The following is an 18,253-nucleotide window of genomic DNA, read 5'->3' as shown; positions in this document are numbered from 1 at the left end:
ATAGAATAAGAAGAGGAGATTTTTCCGTTGCCTGATTAAAAAAATTAGCGTACGCTGAGTAAACGGAAAGATTTAACTTCAGAAAGAAACAGGTGAAAATATGGGATTGTTTTTTAGTGCTGTTCAATGGCTGTTTTTTATGATGGCGAGTTCACTTGTAGCTCCAATTGCTATTGCTGGTTTATTTCATCTCTCTCCGGCAGATACAGCGGAATTTGTACAGAGGACGATGTTTGTGCTCGGGCTTTCCGGAATGATCCAAGCCTTAATTGGACATCGGCTGCCTATTAATGAAGGGCCGGCCGGACTATGGTGGGGAGTCTTTGCGATTTACGCCGGTTTTGCAGGCACAATCTATTCTTCAACGGAGCAGGCTCTGCAAAGCCTTGAAGGGGGAATGATCGTTTCAGGTATCATTTTTATTTTTCTGGCCGCTTTTGGTTTGCTCGAAAAAATGGCTAAATTATTCACCCCGACAGTAACATTTATCTATTTATTGCTGCTTATTTTACAGCTGAGCGGTTCATTTTTGAAAGGAATGCTTGGCTTGCCGAATGAAACGGAGAGCGTTCGCCCGCTTGTGATGGCAGGGAGTGCCGTCACCTTGATAGCGGCCTTTTATTTTTCTGCGCACCGCATTCAATGGATGCGACAGTATTCGGTTATTATCTCACTTGGTTTCGGCTGGCTGCTATTCTTTCTTATTGGCGAGGCACCCTTCCATTCTGCTTCAGGAAAAGAACTGTTCCATCTACCGGGCTTGTTTGTTTTTGGCCCGCCGCTATTCGACTCAGGCACAATCGTCACAGCTGCTTTTATTACACTTTTGTTAACAGCTAATATGATTGCTTCGATTAGAGTAATGGAAGAAGTCATTATGCACTTAGATGGTTCAAGTGAAAAAGGTAGTTATCGCAGTGCTGGCGTGGCGGCTGGTATCAACCAAATGCTCGGAGGAGGCTTTTCAGCCATTGGTTCGGTTCCTATTTCAGGAGCAGCGGGGTTTGTAGCCCAGACAGGCAATGCTTCCATTCAGCCGTTTTTCATCGGTTCACTGCTCGTTGTGGGAATGAGCGTGTTTCCACCTGTCATGAATGTGCTTGCTTCCTTGCCAGCTCCAGTTGGATATGCGGTCACATTCGTAATTTTCTCTCGCATGGCTGGTTTTGCTTTTGCTGAAATGGATAAAGAAAAAAATAAAGAACGAGCCCGCCTTGTTTCCGGTGTCTCTTTATTAGCAGGAGTAGGTGTCATGTTTGTCCCTGCGGCTGCCTTTACTAATTTTCCTGCGGCGGCTGCTTCTATTTTAAATAATGGGCTGATCTTTGGAACAATTATCGCTATTTGTGTAGAGCAGTTTCTATTAGTGACGGCTAGAAAGAAAACGCTCGGCAGTTAAGGATTTTTAATCGTTTAAACGCCGGTTAGTGTAAGAAATAACGAAAAAACGCTTTGGAAGCTGCTGCTATCCAAAGCGTTTTTTCATTGATTGTTCAGTTTAATTTCTTCTATTCAGGCAAATTTGGCGTCAAAGACATTAACAGCTGCTTCAGCCACTGCAATCATCTCTTTTGCTGCATCTAATGTAATTTTGTTCATATGAATGAACCTCCTTGTTTTTGATAATCCTGTAGAAAAACACTTATGAAAACTCCCAGGAAGCCTGGTACTAATAAGTGCAGACGTTTTGCCCGTTGTCCACAGAAGTTGATTGATTCAATCAGGTCAGATGTGCTGCTTAGGACAGGATAGTTAGTGATGGTTGTGCCTGACTGAAATTTATTCTAAAAGATGCTTTTGTCTTATGGAAGAACGCACTTTTTTGTGAGATGTTACTAAAAGGATACTTTTTTTAGAAATACAGGGAGTGGGAACAGCAAATGAACGATTTACGGTCAGAGATACAAAAAAAGATAGAAAATGGTCAGTTTAATTGTGAAAAAGAATTGACTTTATCTCTTATCAGCGGCAAATATAAGATTACCATTGTTTATTATTTAGGGACTGATGGCACTTTGCAGTTCAGTGAAATTAAACAGCTGTTTCCAAGAATCACACATAAGGTGTTAACTACACAGATTAGAGAGTTAGAGGAAGGTGGCATTGTCCATCGGAGGGTGTTCCCTGAAGTTCCTCCAAGAGTGGAATATTCATTAACAGAGTTAGGCCAAAGTTTAATGCCTATTGTTTTGATGATGTATGAATGGGGAAAACAAAACATTAAACTTTTTGCTAGATAAGTACCATCCAAGTGGAGCTGATGGATCGATTGGCAGTATGAAATGTAAAAGATCCTTCTTTAAGAGAATGCGGTGGTCGCTTGAAGGGAATAAAAGTAATAGAAGGAGAATGGCTAAAAGAAGCCGAATTATTGAGTGCAAGGAGGAGAGTTAGTTATGATTACTAATCCAACGAGAGAAGAAATGGGACAGCTGCTAAAAAAGGCAAAGACTATTGCTGTCATCGGCTTAAGTGATAATCCAAACCGAACAAGCTATATGGTTTCTGAAGCGATGCAGCAAGCTGGATATAAAATTATTCCAGTAAACCCTACTGTTGATGAAGTTCTGGGAGAAAAAGCGGTGGCTTCCTTAAAAGATATTAAGGAGCCTGTTGATATTGTAAATGTATTTCGCCGATCAGAGTTTTTACCGGAGATTGCCAAAGAATTCGTTGAGATAGATTGTGAGATTTTTTGGGCACAGCTTGGTGTAGCTAATGAAGAAGCGTATGAGTTTTTAAAAGAAAAAGGCAAGACCGTCATTATGGATAGATGCATAAAAGTGGAACATGCCCTCACTAAATAAGCGGGCAACTAAGAAACAAGCGGTCCATTTCCGCTTGTTTTTTACTGTTATCTATTTGCATAAATTGCATGTTGACCATACAATAAGGCAGAGGAAAATGCAGAACGGAACAGTACAATTGTAAACTTCCGGCATAATGGGAAGATGAAGCATTGGAATTTTTATGATATAATAAAGTGTACGAACGTTTGTTTGTTTCTCTAGGAAGTCTGAAAGGGGAATTTTTGTGACAAAAAAAGAAGTGACCTTTGACTATAATGATGATGCCATCCAAGTCCTCGAGGGACTGGAAGCGGTCAGAAAGAGACCTGGAATGTATATTGGGTCTACAGACACGCGAGGTCTGCATCATTTAGTCTATGAAATTGTAGATAACTCAGTGGATGAAGCGCTTGCCGGCTACGGCAACGAAATAAAAATCATTATCCACAAAGATCAGTCGGTGAGCGTCCAGGACTTTGGCCGCGGTATGCCTACTGGTATGCATAAACTAGGAAAGCCAACTCCGGAAGTTATTTTGACGATCTTGCACGCCGGCGGGAAGTTTGGACAAGGCGGATATAAAACGAGCGGCGGACTGCATGGTGTCGGCGCTTCTGTCGTCAATGCTTTGTCTGAGTGGCTGACAGTGACGATTCATCGTGATGGTTTTATTTATCAGCAGCGCTTTGAGCATGGAGGCGTCCCGGTAACGACGCTTGAGAAGATCGGAAAAACAAAAAAAACAGGAACCACCATCCACTTCAAGCCAGACCCGGCTATTTTCAGCACCATTCATTATAATTTCGATACGTTAAGTGAGCGGTTAAGAGAATCGGCCTTTTTGTTAAAGGGCATGAAGATCAGCTTGATAGATGAACGTCAAAAGCTGGAAGAAGTTTTTTATTATGAAAAAGGCATCGAGGAATTTGTTAAATATTTAAATGGAGAGAAAGATGCTTTGCACCAGGTAGTGTCCTTTGCTGGAGAACAGAATGGGATTGAAGTAGAATTTGCTTTCCAATTTAATGACGGCTACTCCGAAACGATCCTGTCGTTTGTTAACAATGTCCGGACGAAGGATGGAGGCACCCATGAAGCGGGAGCGCGTACAGCCATGACAAGGGTATTTAACGAGTATGCGCGCAAAGTAAATCTATTAAAGGAAAAAGATAAAAATCTCGAAGGTACCGACATTCGTGAAGGCTTAGCTGCTATTGTTTCTGTGCGTATTCCAGAGGAACTGCTTCAATTTGAAGGACAGACGAAAGGAAAGCTCGGCACAAGCGAAGCTCGGTCGGCAGTTGACAGCGTGGTGTCTTCGCAGCTGTCCTACTTCTTAGAGGAAAATCCGGAAACAAGCTCATTGTTAATTAAAAAAGCCATTAAAGCCGCTCAGGCAAGAGAAGCAGCAAGAAAAGCCCGTGAAGATGCCCGTAGCGGGAAAAAGCGCAAGCGCAATGAAGGTGTGCTTTCCGGTAAGCTTACGCCTGCACAGTCACGCAACCCGCAAAAAAATGAATTGTATTTAGTGGAGGGTGACTCAGCCGGCGGATCAGCCAAACAAGGACGCGATCGCCGCTTCCAGGCTGTTCTCCCATTGCGCGGAAAAGTGATTAACACGGAGAAGGCTAAGCTTGCTGATATTTTTAAGAATGAGGAAATTAATACGATTATCCATGCAATTGGTGCGGGCGTAGGGCCAGATTTTAACGTGGAAGACGCCAATTACGACAAGGTCATTATTATGACGGATGCCGATACAGATGGTGCACATATTCAAGTCTTACTGCTCACTTTCTTTTATCGCTATATGAAGCCGCTTATTGAAGCTGGAAAAGTATATATCGCCCTTCCACCGCTTTACAAAGTAAGCAAAGGAAGCGGAAAAAAAGAAAAAGTGGAATACGCCTGGACAGATGAAGAGCTTTCGGAAACAATGAAGCGAGTAGGAAAAGGCTGTATGCTCCAGCGTTATAAAGGCCTTGGTGAAATGAATGCCGATCAATTATGGGAAACTACGATGAATCCGGATACGAGAACGCTCATCCGCGTGCTTATTGATGACGCAGCCCGAGCTGAGCGCCGTGTCACTACACTGATGGGTGATAAGGTGGAGCCGCGCCGGAAATGGATTGAATCAAATGTTGCTTTTGGACTGGAAGAGGACGGCAATATTTTAGAAAACGAGAACCTTTCAGTCGGCAAGGAGGAGTAAGTAGATGCAAAAAGAAGTATTTCAAGATTTACCGCTTGAAGAGGTGCTTGGAGACCGATTTGGGCGCTATAGCAAATATATTATCCAGGAACGTGCGCTTCCCGATGCCCGGGATGGATTGAAGCCGGTACAGCGCCGGATTTTATACGCGATGCATACAGAAGGAAATACGCATGAAAAAGGCTTTCGGAAATCTGCCAAAACAGTCGGAAATGTTATCGGTAATTTCCATCCGCATGGTGACTCTTCAGTTTACGATGCGATGGTGCGAATGAGTCAGGAGTGGAAGCTTCGTCAGCTTCTTGTGGAAATGCATGGGAACAATGGCTCAGTCGACGGTGACCCTCCGGCGGCCATGCGTTATACAGAGGCAAGGCTTTCGGCTATTTCCGGAGAATTGCTAAAGGACATCGATAAGCGCACGGTTGACTTTATTCCTAACTTTGACGATACGACAGAAGAGCCGACTGTTTTGCCAGCAAGGTTCCCTAACTTGTTAGTCAATGGGTCAACGGGGATATCCGCAGGTTATGCGACGGAAATACCACCTCATCAGCTAGGTGAAGTGATCGATGCAGCGGTTATGAGAATGGAACGGCCTGATTGCACAGTAGCCGATTTAATGAAAGTGATTAAAGGACCTGATTTTCCGACAGGCGGTATTATCCAGGGAATTGAAGGCATTGAAAAAGCGTACAGAACAGGAAAAGGAAAGATCATTGTACGTGGAAAAGCCGAAATTGAAGAAATTCGCGGTGGGAAAAAGCAAATTGTCATTACTGAAATTCCTTATGATGTAAATAAGGCAAACCTTGTCAAAAAAATAGATGATTTCCGTCTTGATCGCAAAGTAGAAGGAATCGCAGAAGTACGGGATGAAACAGATCGGACTGGCCTCCGAATCGTGATTGAGTTGAAAAAAGATGGCGACGCCCAAGGAATTTTAAATTATTTATATAAAGTAAGTGATTTGCAAATCAGCTATAACTTTAACATGGTGGCCATTCATAATCAGCGGCCGGTGCTCATGGGGTTACCTGAATTGCTCGATGCCTACATAAGTCACCAAAAGGAAGTTGTTACGAAGCGATCGGAATATGAGTTGGCAAAAGCGAAGGCACGCCAGCATATTGTAGACGGCTTGATCAAAGCGCTGTCTATTCTTGATGAGGTTATTGCTACCATACGGGCATCAAAGGATAAACGCGATGCCAAAAATAATTTAATGGCTTCATTCGATTTTACGGAAGCTCAAGCGGAAGCCATCGTCAGCCTGCAATTATATCGGTTGACGAACACGGATATTACAGCTCTGCAGAAGGAAGCAGAAGAACTTGCAGCGGAGATAGAGCAGCTGACGGCTATTCTGGCAAGTGAAAAAAAGCTGACAAGCGTCATTAAAAAAGAATTAAAAGAAGTGCGAAAAAAGTACAACGACACAAGACGAACAGTGATAGAAGAGGAAATCGAAGAAATAAAAGTAAACCTGGAAGTGCTCATTCCAAATGAAGAAGTCATCGTCACAGTTACGAAAGATGGCTATATTAAGCGAACAAGCTTGCGCTCCTATTCGGCATCCGGCGGAAAGGATCTTGCCATGAAAGAGACCGATCGCCTTCTTTACAAGGCAGAGGTTCACACAACAGATGTACTGCTTGTGTTTACAAGCAAGGGGAGCTACTTGTATTTACCTGTTCATGAACTTCCCGATATTCGCTGGAAGGACCTCGGACAGCATCTGGCGAGCCTCGTAACTCTTGAAAAGGATGAATCGATTATCGCTGTTTTTGCTGTTAAGGACTTCCAGGAGCCGCTTTACTTGTTGTTTGCTACAAAAAATGGCATGATCAAACGCACTGAATTGGCTGCTTATAAAGTACAGCGTTATTCACGGGCACTGACAGCTATTAAGTTAAAAGAGGATGATGAGGTAGTCGGAGTACATGTAACAAATGGAAGGAATCAAGTGTTCTTGGCTACTTTTTATGGGTACGGCCTCCTCTTTTCCGAGGAAGAAGCAAGCCTTGTCGGGCCAAGAGCCGCAGGAGTGAAGGGGATTAATTTGAAAGACGGCGACCATTTAGTGAGCCTTGAAGTATGGAAAGAAGACGAAGAAAAAGACTTGTTGCTTGTTACGCAGCGCGGAGCTGTCAAGAAAATGAAGTCCACTGAATTTGAGCCGCTTTCACGTGCAGCAAGAGGAGTGGTGATGCTTCGAGAATTAAAAGGAAATCCGCACCGTGTTGTTGGATTGACACTGATCGAACAAGAGACACAATTTGTTTTGCAAACAGAAAAAGGCCTAACGGAACAATTTGATTTTGCGAGTTTAAAGCGAAGTGATCGTTATTCGAATGGGACGTTTGTTTTAGATGAAAATGATAGCGGAAAAGTGATTGCTGTTTGGAGAGATATAAAGGCAGAAGAATCATAAAAGCAGATGACGAGCATTGCTAGTTTTTTAGCATATCGCAAGGTCTATTTTTCATCTTTTGAAAGAAGCTGGACTATTATCCAGCTTCTTTTTGTTTTTTTCTAAAAATTAAAGGGAAGAGAGAAGGGTACCTAGGTCGGTTGATTGCAGAGCGATCTTCTGATAGATTGTAAAGGACTGTTTTCTGTCACTCATTTTTAAGAAGGGATGCGTTTTATGAATTGGATGGAGAAGATCGATCAATACATACTGTCAGTCAATGATTATTTGTATACGTATGTAATGATTGCTTTATTAATTGGGTTAGGCTTGTTTTTCTCATTCGGCACGAGATTTGTCCAATTTCGCTTGTTTGGAGAAATGTTTCGCGTGATCTTTGAGAAATCAACCATCTCTGCGAAAGGAAAGGAAGGAATCTCTTCTTTCCAGGCGTTTACAGTTAGTGCAGCTTCAAGAATTGGAACAGGCAACCTAGCGGGTGTAGCGACGGCTATTGCTGCCGGCGGTCCCGGCGCTGTTTTTTGGATGTGGCTGATCGCTTTCATTGGAGCAGCGTCTAGTTTCATAGAGAGTACGCTCGCTCAGATCTACAAGGTGAAAGATGAAAATGGCTTTCGTGGCGGCCCTGCATATTATATGGAAAGAGGGCTGAATAAAAGATGGATGGGAATCATTTTCGCTGTTACCATCACCTTTTGTTTTGGCCTTGTTTTTAATGCTGTTCAGTCTAACACTATTTCCATTGCTATGAATGAAAGCTTTAACGTATCAAAGCCTATTGTTGGCCTTGTTCTGTGCATACTCACAGCTTTAATTATTTTTGGCGGTCTTAAGCGAATTGCTCATGTTACGCAGGTGCTCGTACCTGTTATGGCTATTGTTTATATTCTTGTGGCCTTATTTGTTCTAATTATCAATATCACAGAAATCCCGGCTATGTTTATGTTAATTATCAAAAATGCTTTCGGTATGGAGGAAGCAGTAGGCGGTACGCTTGGGGCTGCGGTTATGAACGGAATTAAACGGGGACTATTTTCGAATGAAGCGGGAATGGGATCGGCTCCAAATGCAGCGGCAGCCGCTTCTGTCAGTCATCCTGTGAAACAAGGGCTCATCCAAACGCTTGGTGTATTTGTCGACACGATCGTCGTTTGCTCCGCTACAGCTTTCATTATTTTGTTGTCAGGACAATACTTAAGGGAAGATGCTTCTTCCATTAACTTAACCCAGTCCGCTTTGTCTGTGCATATCGGTGAATGGGCAGCTATCTTTTTAGCTGTGGCTATTTTTCTATTCGCATTCAGTTCTGTGATCGGAAACTATTATTATGGCGAAACGAATCTGGAATTTATTAAAAACTCTCCGATCGCTTTGTTTATTTACAGAATGGCCGTTATTGGCATGGTGTACTTTGGCTCAATTGCAAAAATCAGTCTTGTCTGGGACATGGCGGACCTGTTTATGGCCATCATGGCGCTAATCAATTTGGTTGCTATCGCGATGCTGTATAAAATTGCTGTAGCAGCCCTAAAAGATTATCAACAACAGCGAAGAGCCGGAAAAGAGCCTGTTTTTTATGCGGATTCAATTGAAGGAATCGGCAAAGCAGACTCCTGGGAAAGAAAACGGCAGGAGGAAGGACAAGCATAAGGCAGCATCCGCTGTCTTATGCTTCTTTCTATAGAGGCAACCTTGACATTTCCTTTTATCTAGACATCGGTCGGTGCAAACTTTGATAGAATATAAAAGGAAATAACTGTTTATTGTTTTTAGTTAGTGGAATATAGAAATCAATCGATAAATTAACTATTAGGCGATAATAAAGCGGGTGAGCAAAGTTGAGTGATACATTGAAAGTGATCTTATATATAGACTTGGCACTTGTCATGATTTTGCTTTTTTTGCTTGCTTTTCTATTGATCCAAAAAGTAAACACAAATAGAAAGGCAGAGAAAGTAGAATCAATAAAGGCTTACTTGCGTCCGGATCTTTTTGCCTACTTGTTAGGGGATGAAAAAGATTTACACAATCGATGGTTGAGTAGTCATCCGCTTAACCTCCAGGCGCTCGAAGAATTGCTGGAGGAAGCTTCTAAAATGTTTAAGGGTGAAGAAATAGCGGCCATGATTACGATGCTTGCTGAAGAATGGTTAAAAGAGGAGTATCGTCGGCGATTAACAAAAAGGCGATGGAGCATAAGAATGAACGTCTTGTATCATATAGAAAATTTCCATATGGCCTCTTTTGCACCATACTTGTGGCTTGCTCTGGCAGAAGATTCGTTTCAAACGAAGGCAGAGCAGACGGAAGCCATTCGGGTTTTGGCTTCACTACAATCTAAAGCGTTGGCTACAGATCTCATCCAACTTACCCCACCGTTCTCTAAAGCTTTATATAAGGACGTATTAAGAAGGTTTAACGGTACATACCAATCGTTTTTTATTGAAAACTATGAGAAGTTAAACAATATTTTTAAACAGGCGATCATTGAGTGGATGGCAGAAACACAGGATTATCGATATATTCCTTTTATTGTAGACCAATTGAAACAGTCGCATTTAGAGCTTCGAATTGCTGCTTTAAAAGTATTGTATTTGTTCGGGTATGCTGATGATTCAGCGGATATCTATTCATTTAGCTACTCTTCTCATTGGCAGGAAAGAATGCTATTTGCCAAGTTAGCCGGCGCAGCAAAAAAAGATCGTTTCCTGCCCCAGCTCACAAAATTAATTGCGGATGAAAACTGGTTTGTTCGCAATGCTGCCGGGGAAGCTCTTCAAAAGTATGCTGATGGTGCACTGATTCTGCAGCATATAATAGAAACTCATCACGACCGCTATGCAAAAGATATGGCTGCCCAGTGGCTTGAAAGCGAAGGAGCGATAATATGATTGTCCAATTTATTAGCAGCCTTGTCACTTTTTTGTCATGGTTATTTATTTCGTATACAATAGTTGTGCTGTTATTTTATTTTGTTATTTTATTCATTTCAGCAAAGCAACTGCGAAGCCAATACGGCTTTAATTCTAAAGAAGCGGAAGAAGACCTGCTTGATTCCTTTGACACAAAACCTGTCTCTATTCTCGTGCCTGCCTATAACGAAGAAGCAGGCATTTATAACAGTGTTCGTTCTCTCCTTAGCATTTATTATCCGGAATATGAAGTGATTGTGATCAATGACGGATCGAAGGATAGCACAGTGGAAACGATGATTGAGTCATTCCAAATGGTAAAGACGAATACAGTGCTGCGTACAAGAATTCCAACAGCAGAGGTTAAAGGGATCTATCGTTCGACCATTTATAAAAATGTTTATATGATCGACAAGGAAAACGGCGGAAAAGCAGATGCTTTGAACGCTGGGATGAACTTATCACATTATCCTTACGTCTGTTCACTTGACGGGGATTCTGTCTTAGAAAGAAATGCTTTCCTGAAAGTCATAAAGCCGATTCTCGACTCAGATGGCGAAGTGATTGCTGTCGGCGGGAGTGTGCGGATCGCCAATGGTTGTCATATTGAAGGCGGAGAAGTGATGACCGTGGATTTATCCAACAAACCCTTTGTCATTATGCAAGTGATCGAATATTTACGGGCCTTCTTAATAGGCCGTATTGGATTGAGCCGTCATAATCTGCTGCTGATTATATCAGGCGCATTTGGCGTTTTTGAGAAGGAGTCAGTCATTCGGATTGGCGGCTATCGCACAAACACCGTTGGAGAAGACATGGACCTTGTGGTGCGCCTGCACCGGATGATTAAAGAAGAAGGGCTCAATAAAAAGATACTGTATGTTCCGGACCCCGTCTGCTGGACAGAAGCTCCAGAGTCTGCGCTTTATTTGCGTAGACAGCGCCAGCGGTGGCATCGTGGGCTCTGCGAAGTAATTTGGAACCATAAAGATATGCTGTTCAATCCTAAATATGGACTTGTAGGCGTGCTATCCATGGCTTATTTCTTTTTGATTGAGCTGATGGGTGTATTCGTTGAATTAGCCGGCTATATTCTTATCCTATTCGGGGTCCTATTTTCATTTATTAATGCCGAGGTCACTATATTGATGGCTTCTCTATCTTTTTTATACGGTTCTATTTTATCTATGAGCGGTGTGCTTCTGGAAGAATGGAGCTTGAGGAAATATCCGAAACCAGCCAATATTGTGAAGCTATTTTTCTATGCGCTCTCTGAAACCTTCTGGTATCGTCCTTTGACGATCAAGTGGCGGGTAGAAGGTTTTTTACAATTTTTAGCTGGCAAGAAAGATTGGGGCGAGATGAAACGGATTGGTGTAGGAGCCAAGGTTGAGTCAAAATGAGTTGGTCGTTGAAAGGATAGCTGAAAGGAGTTTAACCAAGTTGTTGCAAGAATTTAAGAAATTTGCCATGCGCGGCAATGTCATTGATCTGGCGATCGGTGTTATTATCGGAGCTGCTTTTGGTAAAATCGTTTCTTCTCTCGTGCAGGACATTATTATGCCGATCATTGGACTGCTTATAGGGGGCATTAATTTTTCAAAGTTAATGTTTCGCTTCGGAGGAGCTGAGGTGAAATATGGTCTCTTCATACAATCCATTGTTCATTTTTTAATTATCTCATTTGCTCTTTTTCTCTTTGTACGGGTATTTAATAAGTTATACCGTCAGGAAAAGGAGGAGGAGACGCCTTCACTTTCAAAAGAGGAAGAGCTCCTTACAGAAATTAGAGATTTATTAAAATCGCAAAAAACGCTTAACAATTTAGAAGATTCAGAGTATAATAGAGAAAATTAAATAGAAAATTTAGCTAGGGGTGCCTTTAAGGCTGAGAGGATGCATGCATCTAACCCTTGAACCTGATTTGGTTAGTACCAACGGAGGGAAGCTGTCTTTATTTATGTATGTTTATTTGGTGTACATAAAGAAAAGCCTGCCGTTGTGGCAGGCTTTTTTTATTGCAAAAAGGAGGAATATAAATGGATGAATTGATGATTGGTCGAGCGAAGTTAACGAATCGGCTTTTTACCGGCACAGGAAAGTTTGCAGATCACTCGGTCATGAAACAGGCTTTTGCTGAATCAGAATCAGAAGTAGTTACCGTGGCGGTGAGAAGGGTAGATTTAGAAGCGGAGCATGAAAATATTTTAGAAGATATTCCGCCGAATATGATTATCATGCCCAATACCTCAGGAGCTAGAAATGCCGAGGAGGCAGTTAGAATTGCAAGACTGGCCAGAGCCGCTGGGATGGGCAACTGGATTAAAATTGAGGTCATTTCCGATCAGAAATATTTGTTGCCTGATAATGAAGAAACCATTCGAGCCACAGAAATCCTTGCTAACGAAGGATTTATTGTTCTTCCTTATATGAATCCGGATTTAATGGCAGCAAAAAAGCTAGCAGATGCTGGGGCGGCAGCCATTATGCCGCTCGGTTCACCGATAGGGTCAAACCGGGGCATCCGGATGAAGGAAATGATTCGGATTCTAATAGAAGAAAAAACACTGCCTATTATTGTTGATGCAGGGATCGGCAAACCGTCTGAGGCAGCTGAAGCCATGGAGATGGGGGCTGACGCGGTGCTAGTCAATACGGCAATTGCCACAGCTGATGACCCGGTAAGCATGGCTAAAGCGTTCAATTTAGCTGTTAAGGCTGGAAGACAGGCTTATCTGGCGGGGCTGGGAGCAGTGTCGCAAAAAGCAGCCGCTTCCTCCCCGTTAACTGGATTTTTACGTTAAAAAGGAGGGATTTTTTTGAGTTTTTATGAGGTGTACCGTTCAATCAAAGATCAACCATATGAAGAGTGGTTAGCTAGCATGACGACAACCGATGTAGATAGAGCTTTAAATAAAGACGATTTGAATGAACAAGACCTATTGGCGCTTCTTTCCCCTGCAGGCGGCGAACGTTTAGAAGAAATGGCTCAAAAAGCCCAGCGATTAACAGTTCGGAATTTTGGTAAAGTAATCTCCTTGTATGCCCCGCTTTACTTAACAGACTATTGTGTGAATAAATGTGCTTACTGCAGCTTTAGCTTTGATAATGATTTTCCAAGACGAAAGTTAACGTCATTAGAAATTGACCAGGAAGCAAAGGCGTTAAAGGATATGGGGATTCAGCACGTTATTTTGCTGACAGGAGAATCACGTATTCATTCATCGGTAGCTTATCTGGCAGAAGGCGCAAAAATTTTGAGAAAGCATGCCTCTTCAATCGCCATCGAGGTACAGCCGCTTGATACGGAAGAATATCATCAGCTTTTTCAGGCTGGGGTAGATGGGCTCACGGTTTACCAGGAGGTATACAATGAGGAAGTGTATAAAGAGATTCATATAAAAGGACCAAAAAGAAATTACCGTTACCGTCTTGATGCACCAGAGAGAGGCTGTCAGGCTGGGATGAGATCAGTCAATATCGGCGCCCTGCTTGGAATGGATAATTGGCAGAAGGAAGTATTTTTCACCGCTCTGCATGCAAGGTATTTGCAGAAAAAATATATAGAAACAGAAATTGCCGTTTCTTTTCCTCGCATTCGTCCGAACCTGGGTGGATTCGAGCCGCGGGTTAATGTAGAGGATAAAGACCTTGTCCAGGCTATGCTCGCCTTTCGTCTATTTATGCCGCGAGCAGGTATTACACTCTCTACACGTGAAGAGGCGGAACTCAGGGATCATCTCATTAAGCTCGGGGTAACAAAAATGTCTGCTGCCTCCTCTACTGTTGTAGGCGGATATGCTAACAAAAAAGAAAACAATAGCCAATTTGAGATTTCTGATAATCGTTCGGTAGATGAAGTGAAAAAGAGACTAAAACAGCTGGGCTATCAGCCTGTTTCAAAAGATTGGGATATCTTGGCGGTGGAGGAGGAGACGGATGACTTTTCGGCTTCATGCCATCACAACGGGAAAGCTCGAACTGGCGCAGGCGTCTGAAGCGGCCGCTAGCATTCATCCGTTTGTTGATTTTATTCATATTAGAGAGAAACAACGCAGTGCCAAAGAGTTGTTTCATTGGGCTGAGACATTTATCGCTAGGGGGGTTCCTGCTGAAAAGCTAATTATAAATGACCGTGTAGATGTGGCGCTTGCCACAGGAGCCGGCGGTGTACAGCTGACAGAAAATAGCTTGCCGCTTAGACAGGTGAGAAGCTTTGCTAAAAATATAAAGGCCGGCTGCTCGATTCATGAGCCGGCTGACGCAGCAGCCATACAAGGAGAGGCGGTCGATTGGCTTTTGTTTGGCCACCTTTATGAAACGGCTTCCAAGCCTGGTAAACAACCTAAGGGGCTAGAGTTATTGCAAACAACAGTGGGTTTCTCTCGCATTCCGGTGATCGCGATCGGAGGGATTATGCCGCATCACGTTCAGGAAATTAAAGGTGCTGGAGCGAAAGGAATTGCGGTGATGTCGGGAATTTTTGCAAGTAAAGAACCGGCTGTCGCCGCCTCATGCTATCGAGCTGAAATAAAAAAGGAGGAAAAGCAAATAGATGAATATTGTGGTTAACGGCAAAGAAAGGCAGGTTGTCTTGGAGGAACCGACGCTTGAGAATTTACTCACTGTTTATTCACTGCAAGGAAAAACAGTGATTATTGAGTCAAACGGTAAGATTATTCCAAAGGAACAGCTAGGCTCAACAAATGTAGAAGAAGGCGATCGTATTGAGATTATTCAATTTGTAGGCGGCGGTTAAGGAGGAAGAACTATGATGGAAGGCCGTTATTCGAGACAGGAATTATTTTTAAAAGAAACGGACTCTTACCGCAATAAGCATGTAATGATTATTGGAGTTGGTGCATTAGGGTCCTCTCTGGCTGAAATGCTTGTCAGGGCAGGGATTGGGAAGCTGACATTGATTGACCGTGACTATGTTGATTGGACGAATCTTCAGCGGCAGCAGCTTTATAAAGAACAGGATGCAAAAGACAGCCTGCCGAAAGCAGAGGCAGCTAAAAAAAGACTCCAGGAAATCAATTCTGATGTAGACATATCAGCTGTAACAGCAGACGCGGGTCCAGAGGAGCTTTCTGCTTTAATGACTGAACACTGCCCTGATTTACTGCTTGATGGAACAGACAACTTTGAAACAAGATTTTTAATCAATGATTTGTCGCAAAAATACAATGTCCCCTGGATATATGGAGCATGTGTTGGCAGCCAGGGAATCAGTTGTGTCATCCTTCCTGGAGAAACTCCCTGTCTTGCTTGTTTGCTTGACGTTCTGCCAGCCGCAGGCATGACTTGTGATACCGCTGGAATTATTGCGCCAGCAGTACAAATGACCACAGCTTTTCAAGGAGCAGAAGCATTGAAGATTCTTGCTGGCCGATGGAAAGATATACGCAAAGAGCTAGTTTCCTTTGATTTATGGAAAAATACACATTCGTCTATTAATATAGCCACTTTAAAGAAGACCGCTTGTCCATCATGCGGCAAAAAAGCGACTCATCCGTATTTAACAAGAGATCAACGAACAAAGACCGCCATCTTGTGCGGAAGAAATACAGTGCAGGTAAGGCCGCCAGTCAATAGAACATTTAATTTAGCTGAGCTGGCCTTGTCGTTTGAGCGACAAGGTAAAAAAGTAAAAACAAATGGCTTTTTATTGTCAGTGGAGATCGCAGGAAAGCGAATTGTTCTTTTTCAGGATGGCAGGATGCTCGTGCACGAATCGAAAGATCCGGATGCAGCCAAAAAACTTTATCAGCAGCTGCTTGGTTAACAGAAAGCAAGAGGACAGATAAATTATAGGATGATGTTATCTGGCCGATTGAAAGTGTTTGTTAGCCTGATGAAGAGCAGGGGGTGACTATTGAAATAGGAGCAGTCTGAGCCGTCCGCTGTACAGCGGACGGCTCAGACTGCGTTCAGAAACATACAAAAATTTAAAATCTGTCTTGGGCAGTTCTATTTTCCTGACAGCAGCTATATAAAAGAAGAGAGACTGTGCGTGATATAGCTTGTAGAGAGGGAGAGATTAAATGCAAGACTGTTTGAACAATAAAGAGTTACGTAATGAGAGTCTCCCGTTCTGTCCTTTCTGCAGAAAATTAGAGGGATAAAGGGAGCTGGAGGGCCAAATGCGTAAAGAAATAAGGCGCAAATTTCGATTAAAAACGGCTTTTCTTGTGCTATTGCTCGCTGCTGGAACAGCAGTAGTCCTTTTATTGAACACATCACCGAAAGAGCTTTTTTTATTATCGGAATATAAAGCGTACGAGCAAATGAAAGCTGAGTTGGCAAAACAGCACAGTGAATCATGGGAATTCTCCAAAAAGCGAATGGAGCAGCCATCCATCTCTCACGCTCGTTTTAAAGCAAAAATGGAGATGAGCAATTGGACGTATGATCCCGATAGGGCAGCGATTGAGAAAATATTTAAGAATGCTGAAATGATAATAAAAACGGAAAAAGATCCAAAAAAACATGCGGGTAATTATCACGTTGCTCTCAACCTCGAAAATGAACAAGCCTTTGATATGGATATTATTTATACGAATTCACAAATAGGGATGAGGGTTCCCTTTCTTTATTCAAAGTTTTTATATTTATACTCAGATGAATACGGCGAGTTTATGAAAAAGATATACCCATTTTATAAAGGCCCGGAAACGTTGGAGTTCTCTCAAGTAATACACCGTCAAAAAGGCGTAACGGATTATTTACGAACACACTATTTTCCATTCTTAATAGACCAGCTAAAAGAGGACAACTTTACTCTTGAGAAGAGAGGGAAGTATAGGTTTAGAGGAGAAACAATACATGTGAAAAAAGTCACACTTTCACTTACACCAAAAGAGACAAAGATTTTACTCAACCGTTGCCTAGAACGGTTAATAAAAGATAAAAAACTTCATTCAATGATAGGAGCTCAAATGGAAACGAAAGAAAAACTGAGTGGATCAGCAGAAGTGCATAAGGAGGCTTCTTCTTCAGGAAAAATAGAAACTGAAATTGTAAACGGCCTGAAACAAGTGCAGAAAAAATTACAAAGAACAACATTTCCTCGAGGCTTTTCTTCCATTTTATTTATAGATAAAAAAGGTAGAATTATCGATCGGACCATGGAGCTGACTGTAGCTACCTCTTCTTCAGAACAAGCAGTGTGGTCTGTTCACACGAAACATATTCGGTATGGACAAGGACAGCGTGTTAAAGAGTTTACCTTTCGACGGGTTCTGGCAGGAGGCCACAAAGAAAGGATAGCTGTTCAAGTAGCAAGTGAAATAAAAGGGGAGAAAAAGAAACAGGTGGAGGATTTGCAAATTTCTCTGAACAGGGAAGCAGAAACGGTCAAATTTAAAATGAACTCTGTAATTGGCAAGAACAAAGGAGGAAGGCAAACGATCCGCCGCTCTTTCACATTTACTGCCCCGGGAGAAAAAGCTCATAGACTCCCAGATAAAATAAGCGGGGAAGTCAAACAGGTACAAGATGTCAGCACAATGAAAAAGTATTCTAATCAAAGGACAGATATAAAAGCAGCCATCAAAGATAAAAAGTATGGCGGTGCATTTTCTTTTATAGTGGAGAAAGAATCTAAGCTTACAGATAAAATGAAGAGCGATCTGCTTGCTAAAGACTTTACAAGCGAAGCCAATTTAAACAAAATGACAGATGCTCAAATAGCAGAAGTCCAGCGGGAGATCAGCCTGAACATAGTGAGCTTGATGAACCGTCTAGGGTTATTTGGCGGCGCTTTTGGCTATCCGTTTGCAGATGATCCTCATGTCGAAGATCTATATAAAGAGGACCCCTCCGCCGAAGAAGTATTTAATAGTCGAACAGCGGAACATGGCGAACCTATTTTTTAGCTTATCGGTAAGATTTTAAGAAA

The 18,253-nt window shown here is 42.4% G+C and carries 15 protein-coding genes and 1 riboswitch; all 15 genes read left to right on the top strand.

Features of this window, described 5'->3' with window-relative positions; genetic code table 11:
- Positions 1–100 precede the first annotated feature (100 nt).
- The 15 genes from MKZ02_RS15615 (at position 101) to MKZ02_RS15545 (ending at position 18,230) form a co-directional block, all read left to right on the top strand.
- Positions 101–1,399, top strand: coding sequence for a purine/pyrimidine permease (locus MKZ02_RS15615; protein ID WP_340854378.1), 1,299 nt, complete (start codon positions 101–103; stop codon positions 1,397–1,399).
- Positions 1,400–1,880: 481 nt separating this feature from the next.
- A complete protein-coding gene (locus tag MKZ02_RS15610) occupies positions 1,881–2,240 on the top strand; it encodes a winged helix-turn-helix transcriptional regulator (RefSeq protein ID WP_340854377.1) in 360 nt (119 codons plus the stop codon).
- Between the two features lie 156 nt (positions 2,241–2,396).
- Complete coding sequence (locus tag MKZ02_RS15605) at positions 2,397–2,807, top strand: CoA-binding protein (RefSeq protein ID WP_120030786.1); 411 nt, start codon at positions 2,397–2,399, stop codon at positions 2,805–2,807.
- Positions 2,808–3,033: 226 nt separating this feature from the next.
- Complete coding sequence (parE, locus tag MKZ02_RS15600; RefSeq protein WP_120030788.1) at positions 3,034–5,004, top strand: DNA topoisomerase IV subunit B; 1,971 nt, start codon at positions 3,034–3,036, stop codon at positions 5,002–5,004.
- A 4-nt stretch (positions 5,005–5,008) separates the two neighbouring features.
- Positions 5,009–7,438: a DNA topoisomerase IV subunit A gene (gene parC, locus MKZ02_RS15595; RefSeq protein ID WP_340854375.1), complete on the top strand. Its 2,430-nt coding sequence runs from the start codon at positions 5,009–5,011 to the stop codon at positions 7,436–7,438.
- Positions 7,439–7,654: 216 nt separating this feature from the next.
- A complete protein-coding gene (locus MKZ02_RS15590; RefSeq protein ID WP_259455517.1) occupies positions 7,655–9,088 on the top strand; it encodes an alanine/glycine:cation symporter family protein in 1,434 nt (477 codons plus the stop codon).
- Positions 9,089–9,276: 188 nt separating this feature from the next.
- Positions 9,277–10,329 (top strand): HEAT repeat domain-containing protein, encoded by a 1,053-nt coding sequence (locus MKZ02_RS15585; RefSeq protein WP_340854373.1) that lies wholly within the window; start codon positions 9,277–9,279, stop codon positions 10,327–10,329.
- Positions 10,326–11,753, top strand: coding sequence for a glycosyltransferase family 2 protein (locus MKZ02_RS15580; protein ID WP_340854371.1), 1,428 nt, complete (start codon positions 10,326–10,328; stop codon positions 11,751–11,753). Before MKZ02_RS15585 ends, MKZ02_RS15580 begins: the two co-directional genes overlap by 4 nt.
- Positions 11,754–11,793: 40 nt before the next feature.
- Complete coding sequence (gene mscL, locus MKZ02_RS15575; RefSeq protein ID WP_340854369.1) at positions 11,794–12,207, top strand: large conductance mechanosensitive channel protein MscL; 414 nt, start codon at positions 11,794–11,796, stop codon at positions 12,205–12,207.
- Between the two features lie 5 nt (positions 12,208–12,212).
- Positions 12,213–12,313: riboswitch (TPP riboswitch) on the top strand.
- A gap of 76 nt (positions 12,314–12,389) precedes the next feature.
- Positions 12,390–13,154, top strand: coding sequence for a thiazole synthase (locus MKZ02_RS15570; RefSeq protein WP_340854367.1), 765 nt, complete (start codon positions 12,390–12,392; stop codon positions 13,152–13,154).
- A gap of 15 nt (positions 13,155–13,169) precedes the next feature.
- Positions 13,170–14,348: a 2-iminoacetate synthase ThiH gene (gene thiH / locus MKZ02_RS15565; RefSeq protein WP_340854365.1), complete on the top strand. Its 1,179-nt coding sequence runs from the start codon at positions 13,170–13,172 to the stop codon at positions 14,346–14,348.
- Positions 14,290–14,922, top strand: coding sequence for a thiamine phosphate synthase (locus tag MKZ02_RS15560; RefSeq protein WP_340854363.1), 633 nt, complete (start codon positions 14,290–14,292; stop codon positions 14,920–14,922). The genes thiH and MKZ02_RS15560 overlap by 59 nt, the downstream gene beginning before the upstream one ends.
- Positions 14,906–15,109 carry a sulfur carrier protein ThiS gene (gene thiS, locus MKZ02_RS15555; protein ID WP_120030803.1) on the top strand — a complete coding sequence of 68 codons (204 nt, stop codon included), beginning with the start codon at positions 14,906–14,908 and terminating at the stop codon, positions 15,107–15,109. Before MKZ02_RS15560 ends, thiS begins: the two co-directional genes overlap by 17 nt.
- Positions 15,110–15,124: 15 nt before the next feature.
- The gene (locus tag MKZ02_RS15550) at positions 15,125–16,138 is read left to right on the top strand and encodes a ThiF family adenylyltransferase (RefSeq protein WP_340856417.1); all 1,014 of its coding nucleotides are present in this window, start codon (positions 15,125–15,127) and stop codon (positions 16,136–16,138) included.
- Positions 16,139–16,496: 358 nt separating this feature from the next.
- The gene (locus MKZ02_RS15545) at positions 16,497–18,230 is read left to right on the top strand and encodes a DUF6583 family protein (protein ID WP_340854360.1); all 1,734 of its coding nucleotides are present in this window, start codon (positions 16,497–16,499) and stop codon (positions 18,228–18,230) included.
- Positions 18,231–18,253: the final 23 nt, after the last annotated feature.

It is taken from the genome of Pseudobacillus sp. FSL P4-0506 (assembly GCF_038003025.1).
Lineage (GTDB): Bacteria > Bacillota > Bacilli > Bacillales > Domibacillaceae > Pseudobacillus.
Note: the sequence above shows the minus strand (reverse complement) of the source record. Positions and strands in the feature narration are given on the sequence as shown.